The organism is Kitasatospora sp. Xyl93 (assembly GCF_055383135.1).
On the sequence record NZ_AP029185.1, the window covers coordinates 2,039,812 to 2,059,243 of the forward strand.

General features: G+C 75.0%; 20 protein-coding genes. 7 read left to right on the top strand and 13 right to left on the bottom strand.

What is annotated here, in order from left to right:
• Positions 1 to 28 precede the first annotated feature (28 nt).
• Together ACZ5GH_RS08710 and ACZ5GH_RS08715 are read right to left on the bottom strand one after the other, a co-directional pair.
• Complete coding sequence (locus ACZ5GH_RS08710) at positions 29 to 922, bottom strand: transketolase family protein (RefSeq protein ID WP_387749203.1); 894 nt, start codon at positions 920 to 922, stop codon at positions 29 to 31.
• 58 nt (positions 923 to 980) lie between these two features.
• Positions 981 to 1,697 carry a transketolase gene (locus ACZ5GH_RS08715; RefSeq protein WP_387749201.1) on the bottom strand — a complete coding sequence of 239 codons (717 nt, stop codon included), beginning with the start codon at positions 1,695 to 1,697 and terminating at the stop codon, positions 981 to 983.
• 57 nt (positions 1,698 to 1,754) lie between these two features.
• Here ACZ5GH_RS08715 and soxR point away from each other — a divergent pair, with 57 nt between their 5' ends.
• Positions 1,755 to 2,303: a redox-sensitive transcriptional activator SoxR gene (soxR, locus tag ACZ5GH_RS08720; RefSeq protein WP_387749199.1), complete on the top strand. Its 549-nt coding sequence runs from the start codon at positions 1,755 to 1,757 to the stop codon at positions 2,301 to 2,303.
• 44 nt (positions 2,304 to 2,347) lie between these two features.
• Positions 2,348 to 3,271, top strand: a complete 924-nt coding sequence (locus ACZ5GH_RS08725) for a phosphotransferase family protein (protein ID WP_464333863.1) — start codon at positions 2,348 to 2,350, stop codon at positions 3,269 to 3,271.
• A gap of 45 nt (positions 3,272 to 3,316) precedes the next feature.
• Here the strand turns inward: ACZ5GH_RS08725 and ACZ5GH_RS08730 are convergent, their stop codons facing one another.
• The 4 genes from ACZ5GH_RS08730 to ACZ5GH_RS08745 form a co-directional block, all read right to left on the bottom strand.
• Positions 3,317 to 3,838, bottom strand: a complete 522-nt coding sequence (locus ACZ5GH_RS08730; protein WP_387749193.1) for a GNAT family N-acetyltransferase — start codon at positions 3,836 to 3,838, stop codon at positions 3,317 to 3,319.
• Complete coding sequence (locus tag ACZ5GH_RS08735) at positions 3,835 to 4,404, bottom strand: GNAT family N-acetyltransferase (protein ID WP_387749190.1); 570 nt, start codon at positions 4,402 to 4,404, stop codon at positions 3,835 to 3,837. The genes ACZ5GH_RS08730 and ACZ5GH_RS08735 overlap by 4 nt, the downstream gene beginning before the upstream one ends.
• A gap of 156 nt (positions 4,405 to 4,560) precedes the next feature.
• Complete coding sequence (locus ACZ5GH_RS08740) at positions 4,561 to 5,181, bottom strand: formylglycine-generating enzyme family protein (RefSeq protein ID WP_464333864.1); 621 nt, start codon at positions 5,179 to 5,181, stop codon at positions 4,561 to 4,563.
• Between the two features lie 79 nt (positions 5,182 to 5,260).
• The gene (locus tag ACZ5GH_RS08745) at positions 5,261 to 7,342 is read right to left on the bottom strand and encodes a HelD family protein (RefSeq protein WP_464333865.1); all 2,082 of its coding nucleotides are present in this window, start codon (positions 7,340 to 7,342) and stop codon (positions 5,261 to 5,263) included.
• Positions 7,343 to 7,656: 314 nt separating this feature from the next.
• Between ACZ5GH_RS08745 and ACZ5GH_RS08750 the strand changes: the two genes are divergently transcribed.
• Positions 7,657 to 8,418 carry a class I SAM-dependent methyltransferase gene (locus ACZ5GH_RS08750; RefSeq protein WP_387749182.1) on the top strand — a complete coding sequence of 254 codons (762 nt, stop codon included), beginning with the start codon at positions 7,657 to 7,659 and terminating at the stop codon, positions 8,416 to 8,418.
• Between the two features lie 22 nt (positions 8,419 to 8,440).
• Here the strand turns inward: ACZ5GH_RS08750 and ACZ5GH_RS08755 are convergent, their stop codons facing one another.
• Positions 8,441 to 8,947 carry a MarR family transcriptional regulator gene (locus tag ACZ5GH_RS08755; protein WP_387749179.1) on the bottom strand — a complete coding sequence of 169 codons (507 nt, stop codon included), beginning with the start codon at positions 8,945 to 8,947 and terminating at the stop codon, positions 8,441 to 8,443.
• Positions 8,948 to 9,749: 802 nt separating this feature from the next.
• Here ACZ5GH_RS08755 and ACZ5GH_RS08760 point away from each other — a divergent pair.
• Complete coding sequence (locus ACZ5GH_RS08760) at positions 9,750 to 10,526, top strand: hypothetical protein (RefSeq protein WP_387749176.1); 777 nt, start codon at positions 9,750 to 9,752, stop codon at positions 10,524 to 10,526.
• 205 nt (positions 10,527 to 10,731) lie between these two features.
• Here the strand turns inward: ACZ5GH_RS08760 and ACZ5GH_RS08765 are convergent, their stop codons facing one another.
• Positions 10,732 to 11,292, bottom strand: coding sequence for a GNAT family N-acetyltransferase (locus ACZ5GH_RS08765; RefSeq protein ID WP_387749173.1), 561 nt, complete (start codon positions 11,290 to 11,292; stop codon positions 10,732 to 10,734).
• 71 nt (positions 11,293 to 11,363) lie between these two features.
• Positions 11,364 to 12,344 (bottom strand): LysR family transcriptional regulator, encoded by a 981-nt coding sequence (locus ACZ5GH_RS08770; protein WP_464333866.1) that lies wholly within the window; start codon positions 12,342 to 12,344, stop codon positions 11,364 to 11,366.
• A 70-nt stretch (positions 12,345 to 12,414) separates the two neighbouring features.
• Here ACZ5GH_RS08770 and ACZ5GH_RS08775 point away from each other — a divergent pair, with 70 nt between their 5' ends.
• Positions 12,415 to 13,146, top strand: coding sequence for a CTP synthase C-terminal region-related (seleno)protein (locus tag ACZ5GH_RS08775; RefSeq protein WP_387749167.1), 732 nt, complete (start codon positions 12,415 to 12,417; stop codon positions 13,144 to 13,146).
• Between the two features lie 72 nt (positions 13,147 to 13,218).
• Here the strand turns inward: ACZ5GH_RS08775 and ACZ5GH_RS08780 are convergent, their stop codons facing one another.
• From ACZ5GH_RS08780 to ACZ5GH_RS08790, 3 genes are all read right to left on the bottom strand, one after another.
• Complete coding sequence (locus ACZ5GH_RS08780; protein ID WP_387749164.1) at positions 13,219 to 13,773, bottom strand: GNAT family N-acetyltransferase; 555 nt, start codon at positions 13,771 to 13,773, stop codon at positions 13,219 to 13,221.
• Positions 13,774 to 13,895: 122 nt separating this feature from the next.
• On the bottom strand, positions 13,896 to 14,495 hold the full coding sequence (coaE, locus tag ACZ5GH_RS08785) for a dephospho-CoA kinase (protein WP_387749162.1): 600 nt from the start codon (positions 14,493 to 14,495) through the stop codon (positions 13,896 to 13,898).
• 90 nt (positions 14,496 to 14,585) lie between these two features.
• Complete coding sequence (locus ACZ5GH_RS08790) at positions 14,586 to 15,233, bottom strand: MBL fold metallo-hydrolase (protein WP_464333867.1); 648 nt, start codon at positions 15,231 to 15,233, stop codon at positions 14,586 to 14,588.
• A gap of 62 nt (positions 15,234 to 15,295) precedes the next feature.
• On the opposite strand from ACZ5GH_RS08790, the gene ACZ5GH_RS08795 reads away from it, so the two are divergent.
• Both ACZ5GH_RS08795 and zapE read left to right on the top strand, forming a co-directional pair.
• On the top strand, positions 15,296 to 15,727 hold the full coding sequence (locus ACZ5GH_RS08795; RefSeq protein ID WP_464333868.1) for a MarR family winged helix-turn-helix transcriptional regulator: 432 nt from the start codon (positions 15,296 to 15,298) through the stop codon (positions 15,725 to 15,727).
• 132 nt (positions 15,728 to 15,859) lie between these two features.
• The gene (gene zapE, locus ACZ5GH_RS08800; RefSeq protein WP_464333869.1) at positions 15,860 to 16,963 is read left to right on the top strand and encodes a cell division protein ZapE; all 1,104 of its coding nucleotides are present in this window, start codon (positions 15,860 to 15,862) and stop codon (positions 16,961 to 16,963) included.
• 58 nt (positions 16,964 to 17,021) lie between these two features.
• Here zapE and ACZ5GH_RS08805 read toward each other — a convergent pair whose 3' ends face one another.
• Entirely contained in the window at positions 17,022 to 19,223 is a 2,202-nt protein-coding gene (locus ACZ5GH_RS08805) for an MMPL family transporter (RefSeq protein WP_464333870.1), read from the bottom strand.
• Positions 19,224 to 19,432 lie beyond the last annotated feature (209 nt).

Sequence of the window (19,432 nt, forward strand, 5' to 3'; positions counted from 1 at the left end):
GACCGGCCGGCCGGCTCACCCGCCGGGCTCACCAGAGGAAGGTGCCGATCCGCTCCCGGAGCGACGGCGCGTCCAGGCCGTAGGCCGCCAGGTGCTCCCCGATCGAGCCGTAGTGCCGGTGCTCCTCGCGCGGCACGCCCAGGCCCAGCACCCGGTGCGCGCGGTCGGCCAGCGCCGCGTGCGCCTCGTTGGCGGAGGTGCCCGCCAGGTACGGCTCGACCAGCACCACGTCCGCCCGGTCACCGAGCGCCGCGCGCAGCCCGGCGCCGTCGAAGGGGCGCACCGTCGCCGCGTACAGCACGGTGACGTCCAGGCCCTCGGTGGCCGCGAGCACCGCGTCCAGCATCGGCCCGACGGCGAGCACCGCGCCGCGCGAGCCCTTCCGGACGGTGGTGAAGCGGCCCGGCTCGACCGGCACCGGGGCGGCGTTCTGGTGCGCCGAGAGCCGGACGTACACGTTGCGGTCGCCGTCCGCGTAGGCGTGGCGCAGCAGCTGCTCCGCCTCGTCCGGGTGGCCGGGGACGTGGACCGTCCAGTCCGGCAGGGTGTCCAGCAGGGCGACGTCGCCCGGGGACATGTGGGTGCGGCCGCCGGCCGGCCAGTCGTACGAGCCCGCCGCGCTCACCAGCACGGCGCCGACGCCCTGGTGGACCAGGTCCAGCTTGACCTGCTCGAAGGGCCGCTCGATCAGGAAGCTGGCGAAGGTGTGGGCGATCGGGCGCATCCCGGTGAGCGCCAGGCCGCCGGCGGCGCCGATCAGCAGCTGCTCGCGGATGCCGACGTTGACCACCCGGTCGGGGTGGCGCTGCTGCGCCGGGGTGAAGGCGGCCGCGGTGATGTCGGCGAGCACCAGGGCCAGCCGGGGGTCCTCGTCCAGCAGGCGGGTGGTCAGGTCCACGAAGCGGTCGCGCATGGTGTCCATCGGTGGAGTTCCTCTCGGGGGCTCGGTCGGGTGGCGTGCTCGGGCATGACGCGCCGGCTCAGTGCGGTCCCTTGGGCTCGACCCGGGCGACCACCACGTGCGGGCGGCCCGGGTGCTCCGCGGTGTACGCGCGGTACAGCGCCTCGTGGTCGCGGCCGTCCACCGTCGCGGTCGACCAGCCCTCGGCCGCGAACCGCCGGGCGATGCCGCCCTGCCAGCCGTGGGTGGCCGAGGAGTTGTCGATCACCACCGCGTGCAGCCGGTCCAGTCCGTAGGCCCCGGCGAAGGCCACCGCCTCGGCGTTGGAGCCCTCGTCGAACTCCGCGTCGCCGACCAGCACCCAGACCGCCGGGTCGGCCAGGCCCTGCGCCCGCAGCCCGAGCGCGGTGCCGACGGCCAGCGGCAGGCCGTGCCCGAGCGACCCGGAGGCGATCTCCACGCCGCGGACCAGGGTGCGGTCCGGGTGGTGGCCGAGCGGCGAGTCGTAGCCGCCGAAGCTCGGCAGCACCTCCGGGTCGACGAAGCCCTTGGCCGCCAGCACGGCGTAGTACGCCATCGGGCCATGGCCCTTGGACAGCAGGAAGCGGTCGCGGTCCTGCGCGTCGGCGCTCTCCGGGGCCACCCGCAGCACCCGGTCGTACAGCACCCAGAGCGCGTCCAGGGTGGAGGTGGCGGCGGGGCCGTGCTTCTCGTCCCCGGTCATCAGGCTCATCAGGGCGGGCAGGTCCTCGAAGCGGGTGCCGGTCGCGGTCTTGGCGGTCGCGTTCGTCGTCATGGCAACGATCGTGCAACTTAAAGCCGACTTGAGGTCAAGCGGCTACAGTGGGCTTCCATGACCGACCGCCCCGACGGCCGCCGCACCACCGGCCCGCACCACAGCGACCTGCTCACCATCGGCCAACTCGCCGACCGCAGCGGCCTCGCCGCCTCCGCGCTGCGCTACTACGAGAGCCTCGGCCTGATCCACGCCACCCGCACCTCCGGCGGCCAGCGCCGCTACACCCGCGCCACGCTGCGCCGGATCGCCTTCGTCCGCGCCGCCCAGCGGGTCGGCCTCTCGCTGGACGAGGCGAAGGTCGCCCTGGACCGGCTGCCCGACCGCCCGGCCCCCAGCCGCGCCGAGTGGGACCGGGTGGCCGAGTCCTGGCAGAACCGGGTCGACGACCAGATCGCCGAACTGCAGCGGCTCAAGGAGAAGCTCACCGGCTGCATCGGCTGCGGCTGCCTCTCGCTCTCCCGCTGCGCCCTCTACAACGCCGCCGACCGCGCGGGCGAGGCCGGCCCCGGCGCCCGCTACCTGCTCACCCGCGACCCGGACGGCGGGCCGGAGCCGCTGTCGGCGGCCGCCGACCCGTTCGGGACCTGCCCGGACGGGTACTGAGAACCCCTTTGCGCCGGGTCCGCCCGCCTGGTTAGCGTGCCGCCATGCTGCCCCTGGTGCTGACGGACGAGGAATGGGACGCGGTCGTCCCCGACGAGACGGTGATGCGCCCCGGCGCCGAGGCGCTCTGCGCCCGACTGGGCGTCGGGGGCCTGCCGTTGGAGCGCTTCGCGGAGGGCTCCGTCCCGGTGTACGCGGTCGGCGCGGAGCACGTCCTCAAGCTGTTCCCGGCGGCCAGTGCCCGGGACGGCGTCGTCGAGGAGCGGGTGCTCACCCGGCTGGTCGGCGCCCTGCCGATCCCCACCCCGACCGTCCGGGCGGCCGGCGAGGACGCCAACGGCTGGCGGTACGTCCTGATGTCCCGCATGCCCGGCGAGGGCCTCGCCCCGGCCTGGCCGCGCGTCCCGCAGGGCGAGCGCGAACGGATCGCCCGCGACTGCGGCGAGGCGCTCGCCGCCCTGCACGCCCTCGACCCCGAGCCGCTCGCGGACACCCTCGGCCCCGGTGACTGGCCGGCCTTCCTGGCCCGCCAGCGGGCCGGCGCGGTGGCCCGCCAGCGCGAACGCGGCCTGCCCGAGCACTGGTTGGAGCAGATCCCCGACTTCCTCGCCGCCGCCCCGCTGCCCGCCGCCCCCGGCCGCGCCCTGCTGCACACCGAGTTCATGCGCGAGCACCTGCTCACCGACCCGGCCGACGGCTGGCGCCTGACCGGCCTGATCGACTTCGAGCCCGCGATGATCGGCGACCCGGCCTACGACCTGGTCGCCGTCGGCCTCTTCACCACCCGGGCCGACCCCCGGCTGCTGGGACGGCTGCTGGACGCCTACGGGCGCCGCTTCGAGCCCCGGCTGCTGCTGGCGTACACGCTGCTCCACGTGTACAGCCACCTGCCGTGGTACCTCCGGGAGTTGAAGCCCTCGGCGCGGACGCTGGACGCCCTCGCCGAGGAGTGGTTCGGGGCACTCTAGGGGCGGCCGACGGTTCGCGCCCGGGCGGAACCGTCGGAACCGCTCCTACGGCCGCGGGTCGGTGCGCAGCAGGCCGTAGCGGACGATGTCGCGCCACTCGCCGTCCCGGAACGTCACCGCGCGCTGCACGCCCTCCCGGGTGAAGCCGAGCTTCTCCAGGACGCGCTGCTCGGCCAGGTTGCCCGCCTCGGTGTCCGCCTCCAGCCGCATCACCGGCGAGTGCGCGAACAGGTAGTCCACCAGCAGCCGTTGGGCCCGGGTGCCGATCCCGCGCCCGCGCACCTGCGGCAGCAGCTGCACCCCGATGCTCCAGTACGGGGCGGCCGGCCGCACCCCGCTGCGGTTGGCGGCGACGAAGCCGCCGAACCCGCCGTCGACGACGACCGCGAGCACCCACTGCCCGTCCTCCAGCAGCCCGTTCTCCTGCCACCGGCGGCGGAACCGCTGCGGGTCCCGCCAGCCGTACCACTGGAACTCGCCCAGCGCCTGCGGGTCGTTCACCAGCTCCTCGACCGCGGACAGGTCGTCCTCCGCGATCGGGCGCAGGGAGACTGATTCTTCGCTCATGCAGGCGCCAACGGCCGGGAGATCGTCGCGGTTCCTCCGTCGAGCGGCGGACGGGGATCGGTGCGCAGCAGGCTGTAGAGGACGACGTCGCGCCATGCGCCGGCCCGGAAGAGCTGCGCCCGTTTCACGCCCTCCCGGGTGAAGCCGAGCTTCTCCAGGACGCGCTGCTCGGCCAGGTTGGCGGATTCGGTCTCCGCCTCCAGCCGCATCACCGGCGAATGCGCGAACAGGTAGTCGGCGAAAAGCCGTTGCGCCCGGGTGCCGATCCCCCGGCCCCGCGCGCCGGGCAGCAGCTGCGCGCCCATGCTCCAGTGCCAGCCCGTCGGCGCCGCGACCTCCCGCATGGCGGCGGCGTAGCCGCGGAACTCCCCGTCCACGGTGATCGCGAGCGTCCACTGCTCCTCCGTGAGCAGCCCGTTCTCGGCCCAGACCCGGCGGATCCGGTCAGGCTGCCGCCAGCCGAACCACAGGTGCTCGCCCATGGCGTCGGGGTCGTTCAGCAGGGACAGGAAGTGCGGGAGGTCGGCTTCGGCGATCGGGCGCAGGGTGACGTTTTCCTCGTTCATGCCGGCGTCAACGCGCATATGGAAGGTGCCGGTTCCTCATTCCGCGAAAAAAGTCCCCGGGAATTCCGATTGGCCCGCGATTTACCGCGGCGGGCATTCTTTTACCGCGGCGGGCTCCCGTTTACCGCGCCGCGCCCGCTATTACCGCGGGCGCCGTCATCCGGCGATCGAGCGGGCGAGCCGGAACCCCACGTCGTCGATCCGCAGGGTCGGGTGGCTGCGGCGGCGGACGGAGGCGCGGCAGCTCCAGTGCTCGTCGAACCAGCCGCCGCCGCGCAGCACCCGGTAGTCGCCGTACACCTCGGGGTCGTAGCGGTCCCAGCACCACTCCCAGACGTTGCCGAGCAGGTCGTACAACCCGTAGCCGTTCGGCCGCAGCCCGCCCACCGCGTGCGGGCGCTCGTCCGAGTTCCCGCGGTGCCAGGCGATCTCGTCCAGCGGGCCGTAGCGCGGGCCGTCCGTGCCGGCGCGGCAGGCGTGCTCCCACTCGGCCTCGGTGGGCAGCCGGTAGCCGTCGGCGGCGCGGTCCCAGACGGCGTCCTCGCCGTCCACCTCGTAGGCGGGCGCCAGGCCCTCGCGCCGGGAGAGCTCGTTGCAGTAGCGGGCGGCGTCCAGCCAGGAGACGCTGTGCGCGGGGCGGCGGTCGCCGGTGGCGCCCTCGTACTGCTCGCGGGTCACCGGACAGGCCGCCAGCTCGTACGAGGCGACGTCGACGGCCCAACTGCGCTGGGTGCGACGGTCGGAGAGGGTGACCCGGCCGGACGGAACGGTGATCATCCACCGATCCTAGGGCCCCGGGCGGCAGGGCGGTCGCGCGGGAAGCCGGCCGGACCGGCTTCCCGCGACGACACGCCTCCTACGCCCGGACGACGACCGTGCACAGGCGCTTGGTGGCGCGGGTGAGGGCGACGTACAGGTCGCGCTCACCGGCCGGGCGGGCGGTGACGATGCCGTCCGGGTCGACCACGACGGCCTCGTCGAACTCCAGGCCGCGCGCCTCCGACGCCGGGACCAGCCGGGCGTACCGCTCGACCCCCGCGGCCGCCAGTTCCGCCACCCGGCCGTCCGCGCAGACCACGCCGAGCAGTTCGCCCGGGTGCGCGGCGCTCTGCGCCCGCAGCTCCCGGACGACACCGGCCGCCACCCGGTCCGGGGCCACCGCGACGGTCCGGGGCTCGTCCCCGTTCCGGATCGAGCGGATCGGCGGCTGGTCCGGGGCGATCCGGCGCAGCAACTCCGCGGTGGTGGCCAGGATCTCCTGCGTGGTGCGGTAGCTGACGGTCAGCGTCCGCAGGTCGAAGCGGTGGCCGAGGTGCGGGTCGAGCGCCTCGTTCCAGCCCTGCGCGGCCGTCACCGGGCCGGCCTGGGCGAAGTCACCGACCAGGGTCATCGACCTGCCGGGGCAGCGGCGCAGCACCATCCGCCACTGCATCGCGGTCAGCTCCTGCGCCTCGTCGACGACGACGTGCCCGAAGGACTGCTCGGGCGGGCCGTCGACCAGGCTCGCCGCCTCGTCGAGGAGCGGCAGGTCGGCGTCGGTCCACGGCGCGCCGGGCGTGCGCCGCAGCAGGGCCCGCTCCTCCCCGGTGAGGTGCGGGAGGTGCGCTTCCAGCGCGTCGGCGTCGGCCAGCAGGGCGCCGACCACGTCGCCGGGCTCCAGCCGCGGCCAGAGCTCCTCGACGGCCCGGTCGATGTGCGGGTCGTCGAGGAGCGCGGCGCGGACGGCGTCGGCGTCGAACTCGTCGGCCCCGGTGGCGGGCGCCTCGTCGATGCCGAGGTTGCGCAGGTCCCGGGCCGCCATCCGGTCGAAGTCGACCCCGGTGAGCTGGGCGACCTCGGCGTCGATGCGCTCCAGCGTCTCGGCCATGCCGCGGGCCAGCGCGCTGGTCAGGGCGTCGACCAGCAGTTCCAGGAACAGCCGGCGGGCCCGGTTGTGCGCGAGCCCGCTGCCCTGCGCCGCCTGCCGCGCCCCGGCGACCTCCTCCTCCGCCAGGCCGACCCACTCCTGCCCGACCCGGACCGTGAAGTCTCCGGCCGGGGCCTGCCGCGAGCGGACCGATTCGGCCAGCGCGTCCGCCAGTGCGGCCCCGCCCTTGAGGCGGGCCACGTCGAAGCGGTTCACGGCACCGGGGACCACGCCGGCCAGGTCCGCGCAGGTGGCCAGGACGACGTCGTTCTCCCCGAGCGAGGGCAGCACCTGGGAGATGTAGTCGAGGAACCGCGTGTTCGGCCCCAGCACCAGCACGCCGCGCTCGGCCGCCTTGGGGAACGCGTACAGCACGTACGCGGCCCGGTGCAGCGCCACCACCGTCTTCCCGGTGCCCGGGCCGCCCTGCACCACCGTCACCCCGCGGTGCGAGGACCGGACGATCGCGTCCTGCTCCGTCTGGAGCGTCGCGACCGCCGTCCCCATCCGGCCGGTCCGCCGCTCCTGGAGCGCCGCCGTCAGCGGACCGTCGCCGACGACGTCCCCGGCGGCCGGCTCCGAGCCGTCCAGCAGCTCGTCGCTCACCCCGACCACCGTGCGGCCCGTCAGGCTCAGGTGGCGGCGGCGCCGCAGCCCCAGCGGGTGGACCGGCGTCGCCTCGTAGAAGGCCCGCGCCGCCTCCGCCCGCCAGTCCACCAGCAGCGGCAGCTCGTCCTCGTCCCGCTGCAGGCCCAGCCGCCCGATCCGCAGCACCGTCCCGTCCGCCAGGTCGATCCGGCCGAAGACCAGCCCGCCCTCGGCCCCCTCCAGCCGGCGCACCTCACCCGCCAGCCGGCCCGCCGCCACCTCCCGCTCGTACACCTCGCCCGCACTGTCCGCCGCCGACGCGAGCACCTGCCCCAGCTGCGCCCGCGCCCCGGCGAGCCGCTCGTCGAACAGCTCGGCGATGACGGACACCTGCGCCCGCTCCAGCTCCACCTGCTGGACGGCGTTGTCATTGGTCTGCGACACGGAAGAGCCCCTCTCGATTCAACCCGCCACTATGCAGAGGGAATCCGGGGAAGTAAATGTTGACTTGTCCGGGATGAACGTGTCTTCCGATTCCCCGCACGGACTTTTCCGGCGGGAATTCCGGACGGCCGCCGGGGCCTCTCTCGCCGCCCCGCCCAGACGGCCCTTCCCGGCCCTGGGCCGGGGTGGGGCCGGGCGCCGGCCGGGGTCCGGACCCACCCGCCGGAAGCTGTCCTCGGCAGCTCCAACAACCCTACCCACAAGGCGTTTTGCGCCGCCTGCACCCGCCCGCCGGGCCGCCTAGGGTCGGCGGCATGAACCGTACGATCCGCACCACCGAAGACGTCCTCGCGCTTCTCGACGGCCTCTTCCCGCCGGCCGAACCGTTCTGGGACCGGTTCTACGCGGACCGGTCCGCCGGGCGCCCGTTCTTCGCGCCGGAGCCGGACGAGAACCTCGTCTCCTGGCTCGGCCGGGGCCTGCTGCCCCCGGCGCCCGGGCGGGCGCTCGACCTCGGCTGCGGCGTCGGCCGCAACGCCGTCCACCTGGCCTCGCTCGGCTTCGAGGTGGACGCCGTCGACCTCTCCGCCACCGCCGTCGCCTGGGCCGAGGAGCGCGCCCGCGAGGCCGGCGCGGGCGCCCGGCCGCGGTTCCACCGGGCGAGCATCTTCGATGCCCGACTCCCGCACGCCCACTACGACCTGGTCTACGACTCCGGCTGCCTGCACCACCTCCCGCCGCACCGCCGGGTCAGCTACCTGGCCCTGCTCGACCGGGTCCTGGCGCCGGGCGGGCACTTCGCCGTCACCGCCTTCGCGGCCGGCGCCATGGGGTCCGAGCGGCCCGACGAGGAGCTCTACCGGCTCGGCGCGCTGGAGGGCGGCCTGGCCTACTCCCCGGACGAACTGCGGTCGCTGTTCCGCGAGTTCACCCCGCTGGAGATCCGCCCGATGGTCGCCCAGGAGGCCGACTCGCCGCTGTTCGGCGTGCCCTTCCTCCTCGCGGCGCTCTTCCGGCGCACCACCGACGGCCCCGTCGGCGTTCCCACCGGCGGCCCCGTCGACGGGCGCGGGTAGGCGGCACCGGGCCCCGGCGCCGTCAGTCCCGCTCCCGCCCCACCGCCGCCTCGTACGCCAGCAGCGTGTCCACCACCAGACGCCGCTGCGCCGCGCTGAGCGGCCCGAGGGCGGTGCGCCAGGCGGCGGCCCCCGGGGCGAGCCACGCCTCGATGGCGGGCAGCCGGGCGGGGGCGATCGCGACGATGCGGCGCCGGCGGTCGGCCTCGTCCTCGCGCCGTTCGAGGATGCCCTGCCGGCTGAGGTCGCCGACCATCAGACTGACCGTGGTGGGGGCGACCTCCAGTCGGGCGGCGAGGTCATTGACGCCCGCCGGCCCGTCCAGCAGCAGGACGGCCAGCAGGGACAGATGACGGGGCGCCAGGGCGAAGCCGCGCAGCGGCTCGGGGACGGGGATCCGCTTGGCCCGCCCGACCAGTCGGGGCATCAGCAGCAGCATCGACCGCACGGCGTCGTCGAGCCGCTCCCCGGGCACCGGCTCCCCCTCCGGCGCCAGCCCGTTGCGCGGTTCTCCCTCGGGCGTTGACATCGCCCACCTCTCTCCGTTTACCTTTGGTAGCAAAGCTGTTTGACGTGCAAAGTGAGCCCGTCGGCCATGGTACGAACCGAGCCGAACGGAGCTCCACCATGCCGCACCTGGGCCTGCACATCCGCGAGGAGTCCCTCGGCCTGATGTCGAGCGGTCGCTCATCGCCGCTCTCACCGAAGCCGTCGCCTCGGTCTTCTGCGAGGGGTTCCGCCCCCTGGTCGCGGTCGAGTCGATCGGGGCCCCGCAGCGCCGCCCGGGCATCGGCGGGCTGCCGACCGAACGCGCCCGAACCGAACCGACCGGCCGTCGGCGCCCGTCCTTCCGAGAGGAGGCCCGGGCGCCCGCGTCCGGCCCGCCTCCGGCGCATCCGCCCCCACCAGGGTGGATGCGCCGCCCCGACCCGCGCGCGGGCACGATCGCACGCACCGGGGATCCACCGCACGCCCGCCACGGATCCGCCACGCCTGACCACATTCGTCCCACAGGCCTCACCAGCCCCAAAAGGGAATCCGGGCGTCCGGCCGGAACCCGGCTTTGCGACCGGCCGTCCGGTGGCATAGGTTTCGACCGCCGTCGACGCACCATCGACGCTGACCACCCCTCAATCTCGGGGCGGGCGGCGGGGCGAGGAGCCGACGGCCGTACGCACAGGGGGGAGGAGCTGCCATGCCGCACGCCCGCGACCACGGGTCGACCGGGCGGCGAGGACGGACGGACGGCGCCGCGCACCAGCGGCCGACGGCCGACGGCCGACGCGCGCCCGACCCCGACCCATGCCACCGGACACCCGAGGAACCGTCAGTTGCGCACCACCAGACTCGCCACCGCCACCGCCGCCGCCCTCGTCTGCCTGGGCGCGCTCAGCGCCTGCGGCCCCGACAACGGCGGCCAGGACACGGGCAAGCCCGCCGCCCCGGCCGGGGCCGGCACCGCCACGCCGAGCGTCAACCCCAACAAGCCCACCGGCGGCGAGAAGGGCATCCCGGACAAGGCCTGGATGGACGTCAAGAGCATCCCGATGGACGAGAGTTACCACTACACGCCGCTGGCGGCCAACGCCAAGCCGGTCTCCGGCCCGCTCCAGTTCAAGGGCATGGAGCTGTGCCACGCCGCGGTCACCAAGGACGACGAGCCGCTGTTCACCGGCACCGCCGCCGCGAAGTCCTCGGTCGGCTTCGGCGGGGACCGCTGGACGGCCCAGCAGACCCTGCTGTTCATCGGCGACCCCACCCACAGCAGCGGCGCCAAGCAGACCACCAACCTGGCCGAGGGCCGTTTGACGGAGGCGCTCAAGTCCTGCGCCAAGACCGCGCCCGGCGCCACCGTGAAGGTGGACAGCGCCCCGGAAGCGCCGTACTTCGCCGCAGTCCTGACCGTCCCGCAGGCCGACGGCGGCACCGTCACCCTGCACGAGTACGTGGTCAGCGACGGCGGCGCGGTCAGCGAGCTGGCCGTCTGGGCCACCACCAAGGCCGGCGCCCAGCCCAAGGACGCCTGGAAGGCCCCCGAGGACAAGTACGTCGGCACCGGCATGACGGCGCCGATGTGCGAGGCCCTCCCGGGCTGCGACGGGCGCTGACCCATCCGCGGGCGCCGGCCCCCTCCGCGGGCGCCGGCCCCTGCGAGGGCGCCGGCCCTCCACGGGTGCCGCCGCCTCGACGGGCGCTGACGCCCGACGGGCGCCGGAGCAGGAGCGCCCACCCCACAGACGGCCGCCCGGCCCGTCCGGAACAGGGGACCGGACGGACCGGGCGGCTCCCTTCGGCCCGGCCCGCGCCGAGCGGTCAGCCCCGCAGGACCGCCAGTTCGATCTCCCGGCCGCTCTGGTCACCGGGCACCGACAGCACCACCCCGGAGGGTTCGAAGCCGGCCTTCCGGTACAACGCCTCGGCCCGGGGGTTGTCCTCGTGGACGAACAGCCGCACCCGCTCGATCCGGGGCTCGGTGAGCGACCACGCCCACTCCTGGACCGTCCGGATCAGGTCGAGCGCCAGCCCGGTGCCGCGCGCCTCCGGCCGGACGTAGACCGCGACCACGTGTGCCTGGTCCACCTCGACGACGTCGCCCTCCAGGGCGCCCGCCCCGCCGGACCGTTCGACCAGCGCGGTCATGGAGCCGAGCCAGCGCCCGTCCTCGGCCTCGGCGACGAACTGCGCCACGTGCGGGTCCGTCGCGGCCCGGGTCGTGCGGTCCTGCCAGAACTCCTCGGGCCTGGTGACGGCCTGCTCGTGGGTCTCCAGGAAGGCCACGGCCGCGACCGGGTCCAGCAGTGCTTCCAGTCGGAGGTCCCTGGCCTGCCGCCAGTCCTCGACCCGTACCCGTCTGATGATGATTCCGCTGCTCATCGCGTGATCATTTCATCGGCACCGGTGGCCCTCGCAAGCGAATTCGGCGCCGCCCGGGCCGGCGCCGAAGGTCAGGCCTGAGCCGCCGCCCGGGCCGGATCGACTGGCCGGACCGGGGCCGCCGCCCGAACCGGAGCCGCCGCACGGGCCGGATCGACCCGGGACTCCTCCAGCAGCCGCGCCAGCAGCGCCGCCGGCCCCTCCGGCAGGCTGCCGTGGACGAGCTCGGTGCGGTGCACCAGCCGGGGCGCGGCGATCGGCGCGCGCCCGACCCCGGGCGCCGCCGCGAGCACCGGCTCGGGCAGCAGGCTGAGCCCGTGCCCGGCCGCCACCAGCGCGAGCAGCCCGTGCAGGTCGGTGCCCTGGTAACGGGTGGCGGGCCGGAAGCCGTCGACGCCCGCGGCCGCGCGCAGCCGGGCCGCCGTCGGGGTGAGGTCGGGGGCGTCCAGCCAGCGGGCGGCGGAGAGGTCGGCGAGCGCGAGGCCGCCGCGGCCGGCCAGCGGGTGGCCGACCGGCAGGGCCACGGCCACCGGCTGCTCGGCCACCGCGACGGTGCGCAGCGGGCCGACGTCGGCCAGCGGCAGCGGGTCGCTGGGCGCGGCGAGTCCGTCGATCAGGGCGAGGTCGACCTCGCCGGTGGCGACTTGGGCGGGCAGCACGTCCTGGGCCAGCACCCGGACGACCAGTTCCGCCCGCGGATACGCCCGGCGCACCTCGCCCAGCGCGCGCCCCAGCGTCGCCCCGACCGCCAGCGGGGTGGCTCCGAGCACCAGCCGGGCGCTCGGAGTGCCGGCCAGACGCGCGACGTCGGCGCGCGCCGCCGCCAGCCGGACCAGCAGCGGCGCGGCGTGCTCCAGCAGCCGCTGCCCGGCGCCGGTCGGACCGACCGGACGGCGGACCAGCAGGGCCGTCCCGAGGTCCGCCTCCAACGCGGCGATCTGCTGGGACACCGCGGACTGGGTGTAGCCGAGCTCCCGCGCCGCCTCCGAGAAGGAGCCGAGGCGGGCGACGGTGACGAAGGTGCGCAGCTGCTGCGGGTCCACGGCGGGCATCAACCGATCTGATCGAAGCTTAAGGAATCATCGTTGGCGCTGATCTCGGGGGCGGGGTCAGGATAGCCGCATGACCTATCCGACCCCGCGGATCGCCCTGGTCGGCGACCGCTCCCCCGCCGTCCGCTCGCACGCCCGGATCCCCGGCCTGCTGGACGCCCTCGCCGAGCACGACCACCTCGTCCTGGACGCCTACTGGATCCCGACCGGGGACGCCGCCGAGCCCGGCGCCCTGGACGGCTTCGACGCGGTCTGGCTGCTGCCCGGCAGCCCGTACCGCAGCGAGGCGGGCGCGCTGGCCGCCGTCCGGACCGCCCGCGAACGCGGCATCCCCTTCCTCGGCACCTGCGCCGGGTTCCAGCACGCGGTGCTGGAGTACGCCCGCGGCGTCTGCGGTCTGGCCGACGCCGTCCACGGCGAGGAGCACCCGGACGGGGAACGGCAGGTCATCACCCCGCTGGCCTGCTCCCTGGTCGGCCACGAGGGGGCCGTCACGCTCACCCCCGGGAGCCTCGCCGAACGCGTCCTCGGCGCCACCCGCACCCTGGAGCGCTACCACTGCGCGTACGGCCTCAACGGCGCCCACCTGGAACGGCTGTCCGCGTACGGCCTGCGGTTCAGCGGCGCGGACGAGTCCGGCGAGGTGCGCGTCCTGGAGCTGCCCGGCCACCCCTTCTTCCTGGCGTCGCTGTTCCAGCCCGAGCTGGCCGGCGACGGCACCCGGGCGCACCCCATGATCCGCGCCCTGGCCGGCGCCGCCGTGGCCCACGCCGACTCCAAGGCTCCGGCGGCGCACGCCTGAGCCGGCGTCACCAGCCGGCCTCACGACCCGGTCTCGCGATCCGGCATCACGGCCCGACAACACGGTTCGAGGTCACATCGGCAGCGACCGCAGCCGCACCGGCCCCTCCGGCCACCCGGCCCCCGCCACCAGGGGCGCCCACATGGTGCGCAGCGGCATCTCCGCCAGTCGGCCCTCCGGCTGCTCCACCGTCACCCCCTCCGCGACCTCCCGGAACCCGAGCCCCCGGTAGAACCCGGACAGCGGCGGGCGGCAGAACAGCAGCGCGTGCCGGTGGCCGAGCGTGCGCGCGTGGTCGAGGGCGGCCCCGACCACGGCCCGCGCGAGGCCGCCGTGCCGGTGGTCGGGCGCGACGCAGACCCCGCCGACGCCCATCACGGCCAGGTCGGTGCCGCCCACGGTGAGCGGCAGCGGCAGCAGCCCGGTGTGGGCGACGAGCCGGCCGCCGGCGGCCCGGACGCCGAAGTGGATCTCCTTGGGCAGGAAGGCCAGCCCGGTGTACGCGACGCCGTACGGGTCGTCGCCGGGGCCGAGGATCTCCTCCTGTTCGGCGCGGCCGTACTGCGCGAGCCGTTCGACCACCGGCGCCCCGACGAGGTGCGGCTCTGGCGAGAAACGATCATTCATCCCGCCATGCTCTCCTCCCACCAGGGCTTTTCACCAGTCCCTTCCCGGCCACTCGGTCCGACGCCCCTTCAGGCACCCTTACCGGACCCCCGGCCGGCGCCGGCCGGGGGTCCGGCTCTCCGTCAGGCCGCCGCGCGCCGCGCCAGCTCCGCCCAGACCTCGTCCACCCGCGCCTCCAGCTCCGCCAGGCCGCCGCCGTTGTCGATCACCAGGTCCGCGATCGCCAGCCGGTCCTCCCGGGAGGCCTGCGCGGCCATCCGGGCCCGGGCCTCCTCCTCGGCCATCCCGCGCAGCCGCACCAGCCGGTCCAGCCGCACCCCGTCGGCCGCGTCCACCACCACGACCAGGTCGAACAGCGGCGCCAGGCCGTTCTCGGCCAGCAGCGGCACGTCGTGCACCACGACCGCGTCCGGCGCGGCCGCCGCCTCCAGCTCGGCGGAACGGGCCCGCACCAGCGGGTGGACGATCGCGTTCAGCGCCTTCAGCCGCTCCGGGTCGGCGAACACCACCGCCCCGAGCGCCGGACGGTCCAGCGCGCCGTCCTCCCGCAGCACCTGCGGGCCGAACTCGGCGACCACGGCCGCCAGACCGTCCGTCCCGGGGGCGACCACCTCGCGGGCGATCACGTCGGAGTCCACGATCACCGCGCCACGCGCGGCGAACAGCCGGGACACCTCGCTCTTGCCCGCGCCGATGCCACCCGTCAGTCCGATCTTCAGCATGGCGTCAGGCTACCGGCGAGGCACCGGCGGCGTCAGCGCGGGCCGCCCCCGGAGCGGCCCCGCCCGACACCCGGCCGTCGCCGGAGTCCGTCAGTCCAGCTCCAGGCCCTCGCCGTCCCCCAGCAGCACCAACTCCGCGCCCGCGCTCGCGCCCGGCCCCTCCGGCCCGACCAGCCGGGTGTGCACGGCGAATCCGACCGGGCTGAGCACCGCCTCGTGCACCGGTACGGCCCGGCGCGGCCCGGCCTCCCGGATGTAGTCGACCACCTCGGAGGCCTTGCTCCAGGGTGCCGCGATCGGCAGCAGCAGGGTGTCCACGGTGTGCGGCGGCAGGGTCAACGCGTCGCCGGGGTGGAACAGCCGGCCGTCGAAGAGGAAGCCGACGTTCGGCACCCGCGGGATGTCCGGGTGGATCTCCGCGTGCCACTCACCGTGCACCGAGACGCCGAGCCCGCCGACCTCGAAGGCGTCGCCCTCGCCGACGACGGCGACCCGCTGCGCCACGCCGTCCAGCTGGGCGGCGACGGCGCGGTTGGTCCACACCCGCAGCGCCGGGTCGGCCTCCAGCGCGGCGCGCAGCCGGGACTCCTCGAAGTGGTCCATGTGCTCGTGGGTGATCAGGACGGCGTCCGCCCCGGCCAGGGCGGCGGGGTCGGTGAACGCCCCCGGATCGACGACGACGGTGGCCTCGCCGTGCTCGACGCGTACGCAGGCGTGTCCGAACTTGGTGATTCGCATGCCGGAAACCATACAGCAAGGCTGTACAGCTGTGCTGCATTAATTCCCGGTAGACTCCTCCCATGAGCAGTGAAGACCCCCACGCGGACACCCTGGAACTCGCCGCCGACCTGCGCGCCGCGATCGGCAGCCTGGTCCGCTCCCTGCGCGGCGGCGACGAACTCCCGCAGAACCAGGCCGCCGTCCTCGGCCTGCTGGTCCGCGACGAGCACACCTGCACGGTCGCCGAACTCGCCGCCCTCCAGCGGGTCCGCCACCAGTCGATGGCCCGCACCGTCGCACTGATGACCGGGGCCGGGCTGGTCACCCAGCAGCCCCACCCCACCGACGGCCGCAAGCTGCTCGTCACCGCCACCGAGGCCGGCCGCACCGCCCTGTTCGACCAGCGCGCCCGCCGCGAACGCCGGATCGCCGGCGTCATCGAGTCCCGCCTCACCCCCGAGGAGCAGCACACCCTGCGGGCCGCCGTCCCCCTGCTGCGCCGCCTGCACTGACCCCCCTGGCACCGCCCGCACCGCCCGCACCGCCGACACCGCCGACACCGCCATCGCCCCGCCGCCCCAGTCGCGCTGACGGACCGACACCCGCGACGAGCCGGCCTTCCGCCCCTGCTAGGGTCCGACCACGTGACGGACCGGGCAGAGCAGCACCACCAGGCCATGCGCGAGCACTTCCACCGCGCCGCCCACCAGCGGGGTTTCACCCTCGCTCCCGCCCAACAGGCGGCGGCCGAACGGCTCAGTCGGCTCGCCGGCGAACTGGCCCGGCCCGCCTGGCGCTTGCGGCACCCGCCACGCCACCTCTACCTGTGGGGCCCGGTCGGCCGCGGCAAGAGCTGGCTCGTGGACACCTTCCTCGACGGCCTGTCCACCCCGCACAAGCGGCGGCTGCACTTCCACGACTTCTTCCGCCGCCTGCACGAGGGGGTCGCCCACCACGACGCCGGCCCCCAGCACTCCGCACGCGACGGCGCCGCCGTCGACCGCGCCGTGGACGACCTGCTCGGCGACTGCCGGATCCTGGTCTTCGACGAGTTCCACGCCCATGACGCCGGCGACGCGATGCTCGTCGCCCGCCTGCTGCGCACCCTGCTGGACCGCCGGATCACCCTGGTCACCACGTCCAACTACCCGCCCGTCGGCCTGATGCCCGACCCGCTCTACCACCACCTCTTCGAACCGACGATCAGGCTCATCCAGGAGCGGATGGACGTCCTCGACGTCGCCGGCGCGGTCGACTTCCGCCGGGCGGCCCCGGCCGGGGACCGGCCCGCGGGGCAGGAGCCGCGCTTCACCACCGGCGCCGTCCTGCGCCCCGGCCAGGAGGCGGCCGCCGGCCTGACCCCGCCCGGGCCCGGGGAGGCCGCCCCGGTGACCGCCCACCACCGCGAGCTGCCCGCCCGCGCCGTGCGCGAGGGCGAGGGCCTGGTCTGGTTCGGCTTCGACGCGCTCTGCGAGGGCCGCACCGCCGTCCCCGACTACCTGGCGCTCGTCGAACGCTTCCCCACCCTCGTCCTGGACGGCGTGCCGCCGCTCACCGAGGCGAGCCCGGACGGCCGCCAGCGGTTCGCCAACCTGGTGGACGTCTGCTGCGACCGCGACGTCCGGCTGGTCCTGATCGGCGCCGACCCGATGACCGGCCTGGACCCGGGCTCCCCGCTCCAGCGCGACCTGGACCGCACCGCCAGCCGCCTCGCCCTGCTCCGGCAGCGGCCGGTCCCGGCGCCCTAGGTTCCGGACGCCCCGATGGAGCAGCCCCCTCCGGAGAAAGCCCCTCCGGAGCAGCCCGCTACGCCGTCCCGACCAGCGGCTTGGCCGGCCGCTGCACCGGGATCACCACCGGCTCGATCTCCGGCAGGTCGACGTGCTCGCTCAGCCCGAACCGCCGGTGCAGCCGCCGCAGCGGGGCGGGCGCCCACCAGTTGAACTCGCCGAACAGGCTCATCGCGGCGGGCACCAGCAGGCACCGCACCAGGGTGGCGTCCACCGCGACGGCGACGGCCAGCGCGATGCCCATCTGCTTGACCATCAGCATGTCCCCGAGCGCGAACCCGGCGAAGACGATCACCATCAGCAGCGCCGCCGAGGTGATGATCCGACCGCTGCGCTGCACGCCCAGCTCCACCGCCCGGGTACAGCTGTGGCCCTTGTCCCGCAGCTCCTTGATCCGGGCGAGCAGGAACACCTCGTAGTCCATCGACAGCCCGAAGGCGAAGGCGAAGACCAGCACCGGGATGAAGGTCTCCAGCCCGCCGGTCGGGCTGAACCCGAGCAGCCCGCTGAACCAGCCGTCCTGGAACACCAGGGTGAGCGCGCCGAGCGAGGCGCCCAGCGAGAGCAGGTTCATCAGCAGCGCCTTGACCGGCATCACCACCGAGCCGGTCATCAGGAAGAGCAGCACCAGGGTGCCGACCGCGACCAGGCCGAGCGCCCACGGTCCGCGGGAGAGCAGCTCGTCCTGGAAGTCCACCACCGAGGCCGCGCCGCCGGTGACGTAGGTGGTCAGCCCGCCGCGGTCGGCCCGCAGCTCCTTCACCACCTGCTTGGCCTGTCCGCCCTGCGGGTCCCCGTGCACCAGCACGTCGATCGTGGAGACCGTGTCGCCCACCGGCGTCACGGCCCGCACCCCGCTCACCCCGGGCAGCTTGGCGACCACCTCGTCCGCGTACGCCTGCGCCACCGGCGCCCCGCCCTCGACCACCACGGTGATCGGCGCGGCCGCGGCCTGCGGGAAGCGCTGGTCGACCGTCTCGGCGACCTGCCGCCCGGCGGAGGAGGCGGGCAGCACCGCGGCGCCGGAGCTGCGCATGTCGGCGTGCAGGAACGGCGCGCCGGCCGCCATCAGCAGCGCCACCGAGGCGAGCGTGACCGCCACCGCCCGCTTGCGCACCCGGCGCACGGTCCGGCTGAAGAACCCCTCGTCCGCCACGGGCGCGACGGGCGTCCTGATCCGCGCGCCGGCGAAGCCGAGCAGGGCGGGGATCAGGGTCAGCGCGGCGGCGACGGCGATCACCACCACGCTCACCCCGGCCGCGGCCACCGCGCCGAGCACCGGGCTGGTGAAGACGAACAGGCCCGAGAGCGCGACGGCAACGGTCAGCCCGGAGAAGGCCACGGTGCGGCCGGCGGTCGCCGCGGTCCGTTCGACGGCGGCGGCGATGCCCGCGCCGTGGCCGCGTTCCTCGCGGAAACGATTCACCATGAGCAGCGCGTAGTCGATCGAGAGCCCGAGCCCCAGCACCGTGGCGATCGGCAGCACGCTGGTGTCGATGTCCATGATCCGGCTGAAACCGAACATGGCCAGCAGCGCGCCGCCCACCGAGGCGACCGCCCCGATCACCGGCAGCGAGGCCGCCGCCAGCCCGCCGAAGACCAGCACCATGACGATCAGCGTGAGCGGCAGCGTCACCAGCTCGCCGAACCGGGTGTCCTTCTCGGTCTGCTTCTTGACCTCCTGCTGGAGCACCAGGTCCCCGCCGACCGTGACGTGGGCGCCACCGGTGCCGTCCAGCGCGGTGAGCCGCTGGGTGACGGCGTCGGTCTGGGCGGTGGACGCGGTGTCGGCCATCCGGACGCTGACCAGGCTCGCCGTCCCGTCGGCGGACCGCAGCGCGGCCGGTGCCGGGCCGGAGCCGTACGCGTCCAGCGCGGAGGAGACCCCGGGCAGGGCGGCGATCTCGGCGGTGGCCCGCTCGACGGCGGCCCGGACCGCCGGATCGTCCACCGGCCGGCCGTCCACCACGGCGGTGACGGTGCCCTTGGCCGGGTCGGCCGCGGTGACCACCGCGCCGCCCCGGTCGGCCTCGGCACTGGCGGAGGTGGCCCCGGCCACCGAGCCCTCGAAGACCCGCCCCCCGATCAGGACGCCGACCACCAGGACGACGGCCCACAGGCCGAGCACCCAGCGACGGTGGCGGAAGCAGAACCGGCCGAGGGCCGCGAGCCGGCCACCGACCACGGCGGTGGGGGCGGCGGAAGAGGGGTTGCGCATGAAGGAGCCTTTCGGGCAGCTCCCATCAATTTAGGTGCAACCCGAACTCCGGCCTATAGACGGGCAATGAGCCTCATCTCACACTTTCCTTCACATAAGGCACACATAAGTCGGAGCGGTATAAATCAGGGCGGAAAACGAAATGGGCCCCACCCGGAATTCCGGGTGGGGCCCACCGTCTAGCTATCGGCTAGCGGGAAGCGAGAGCC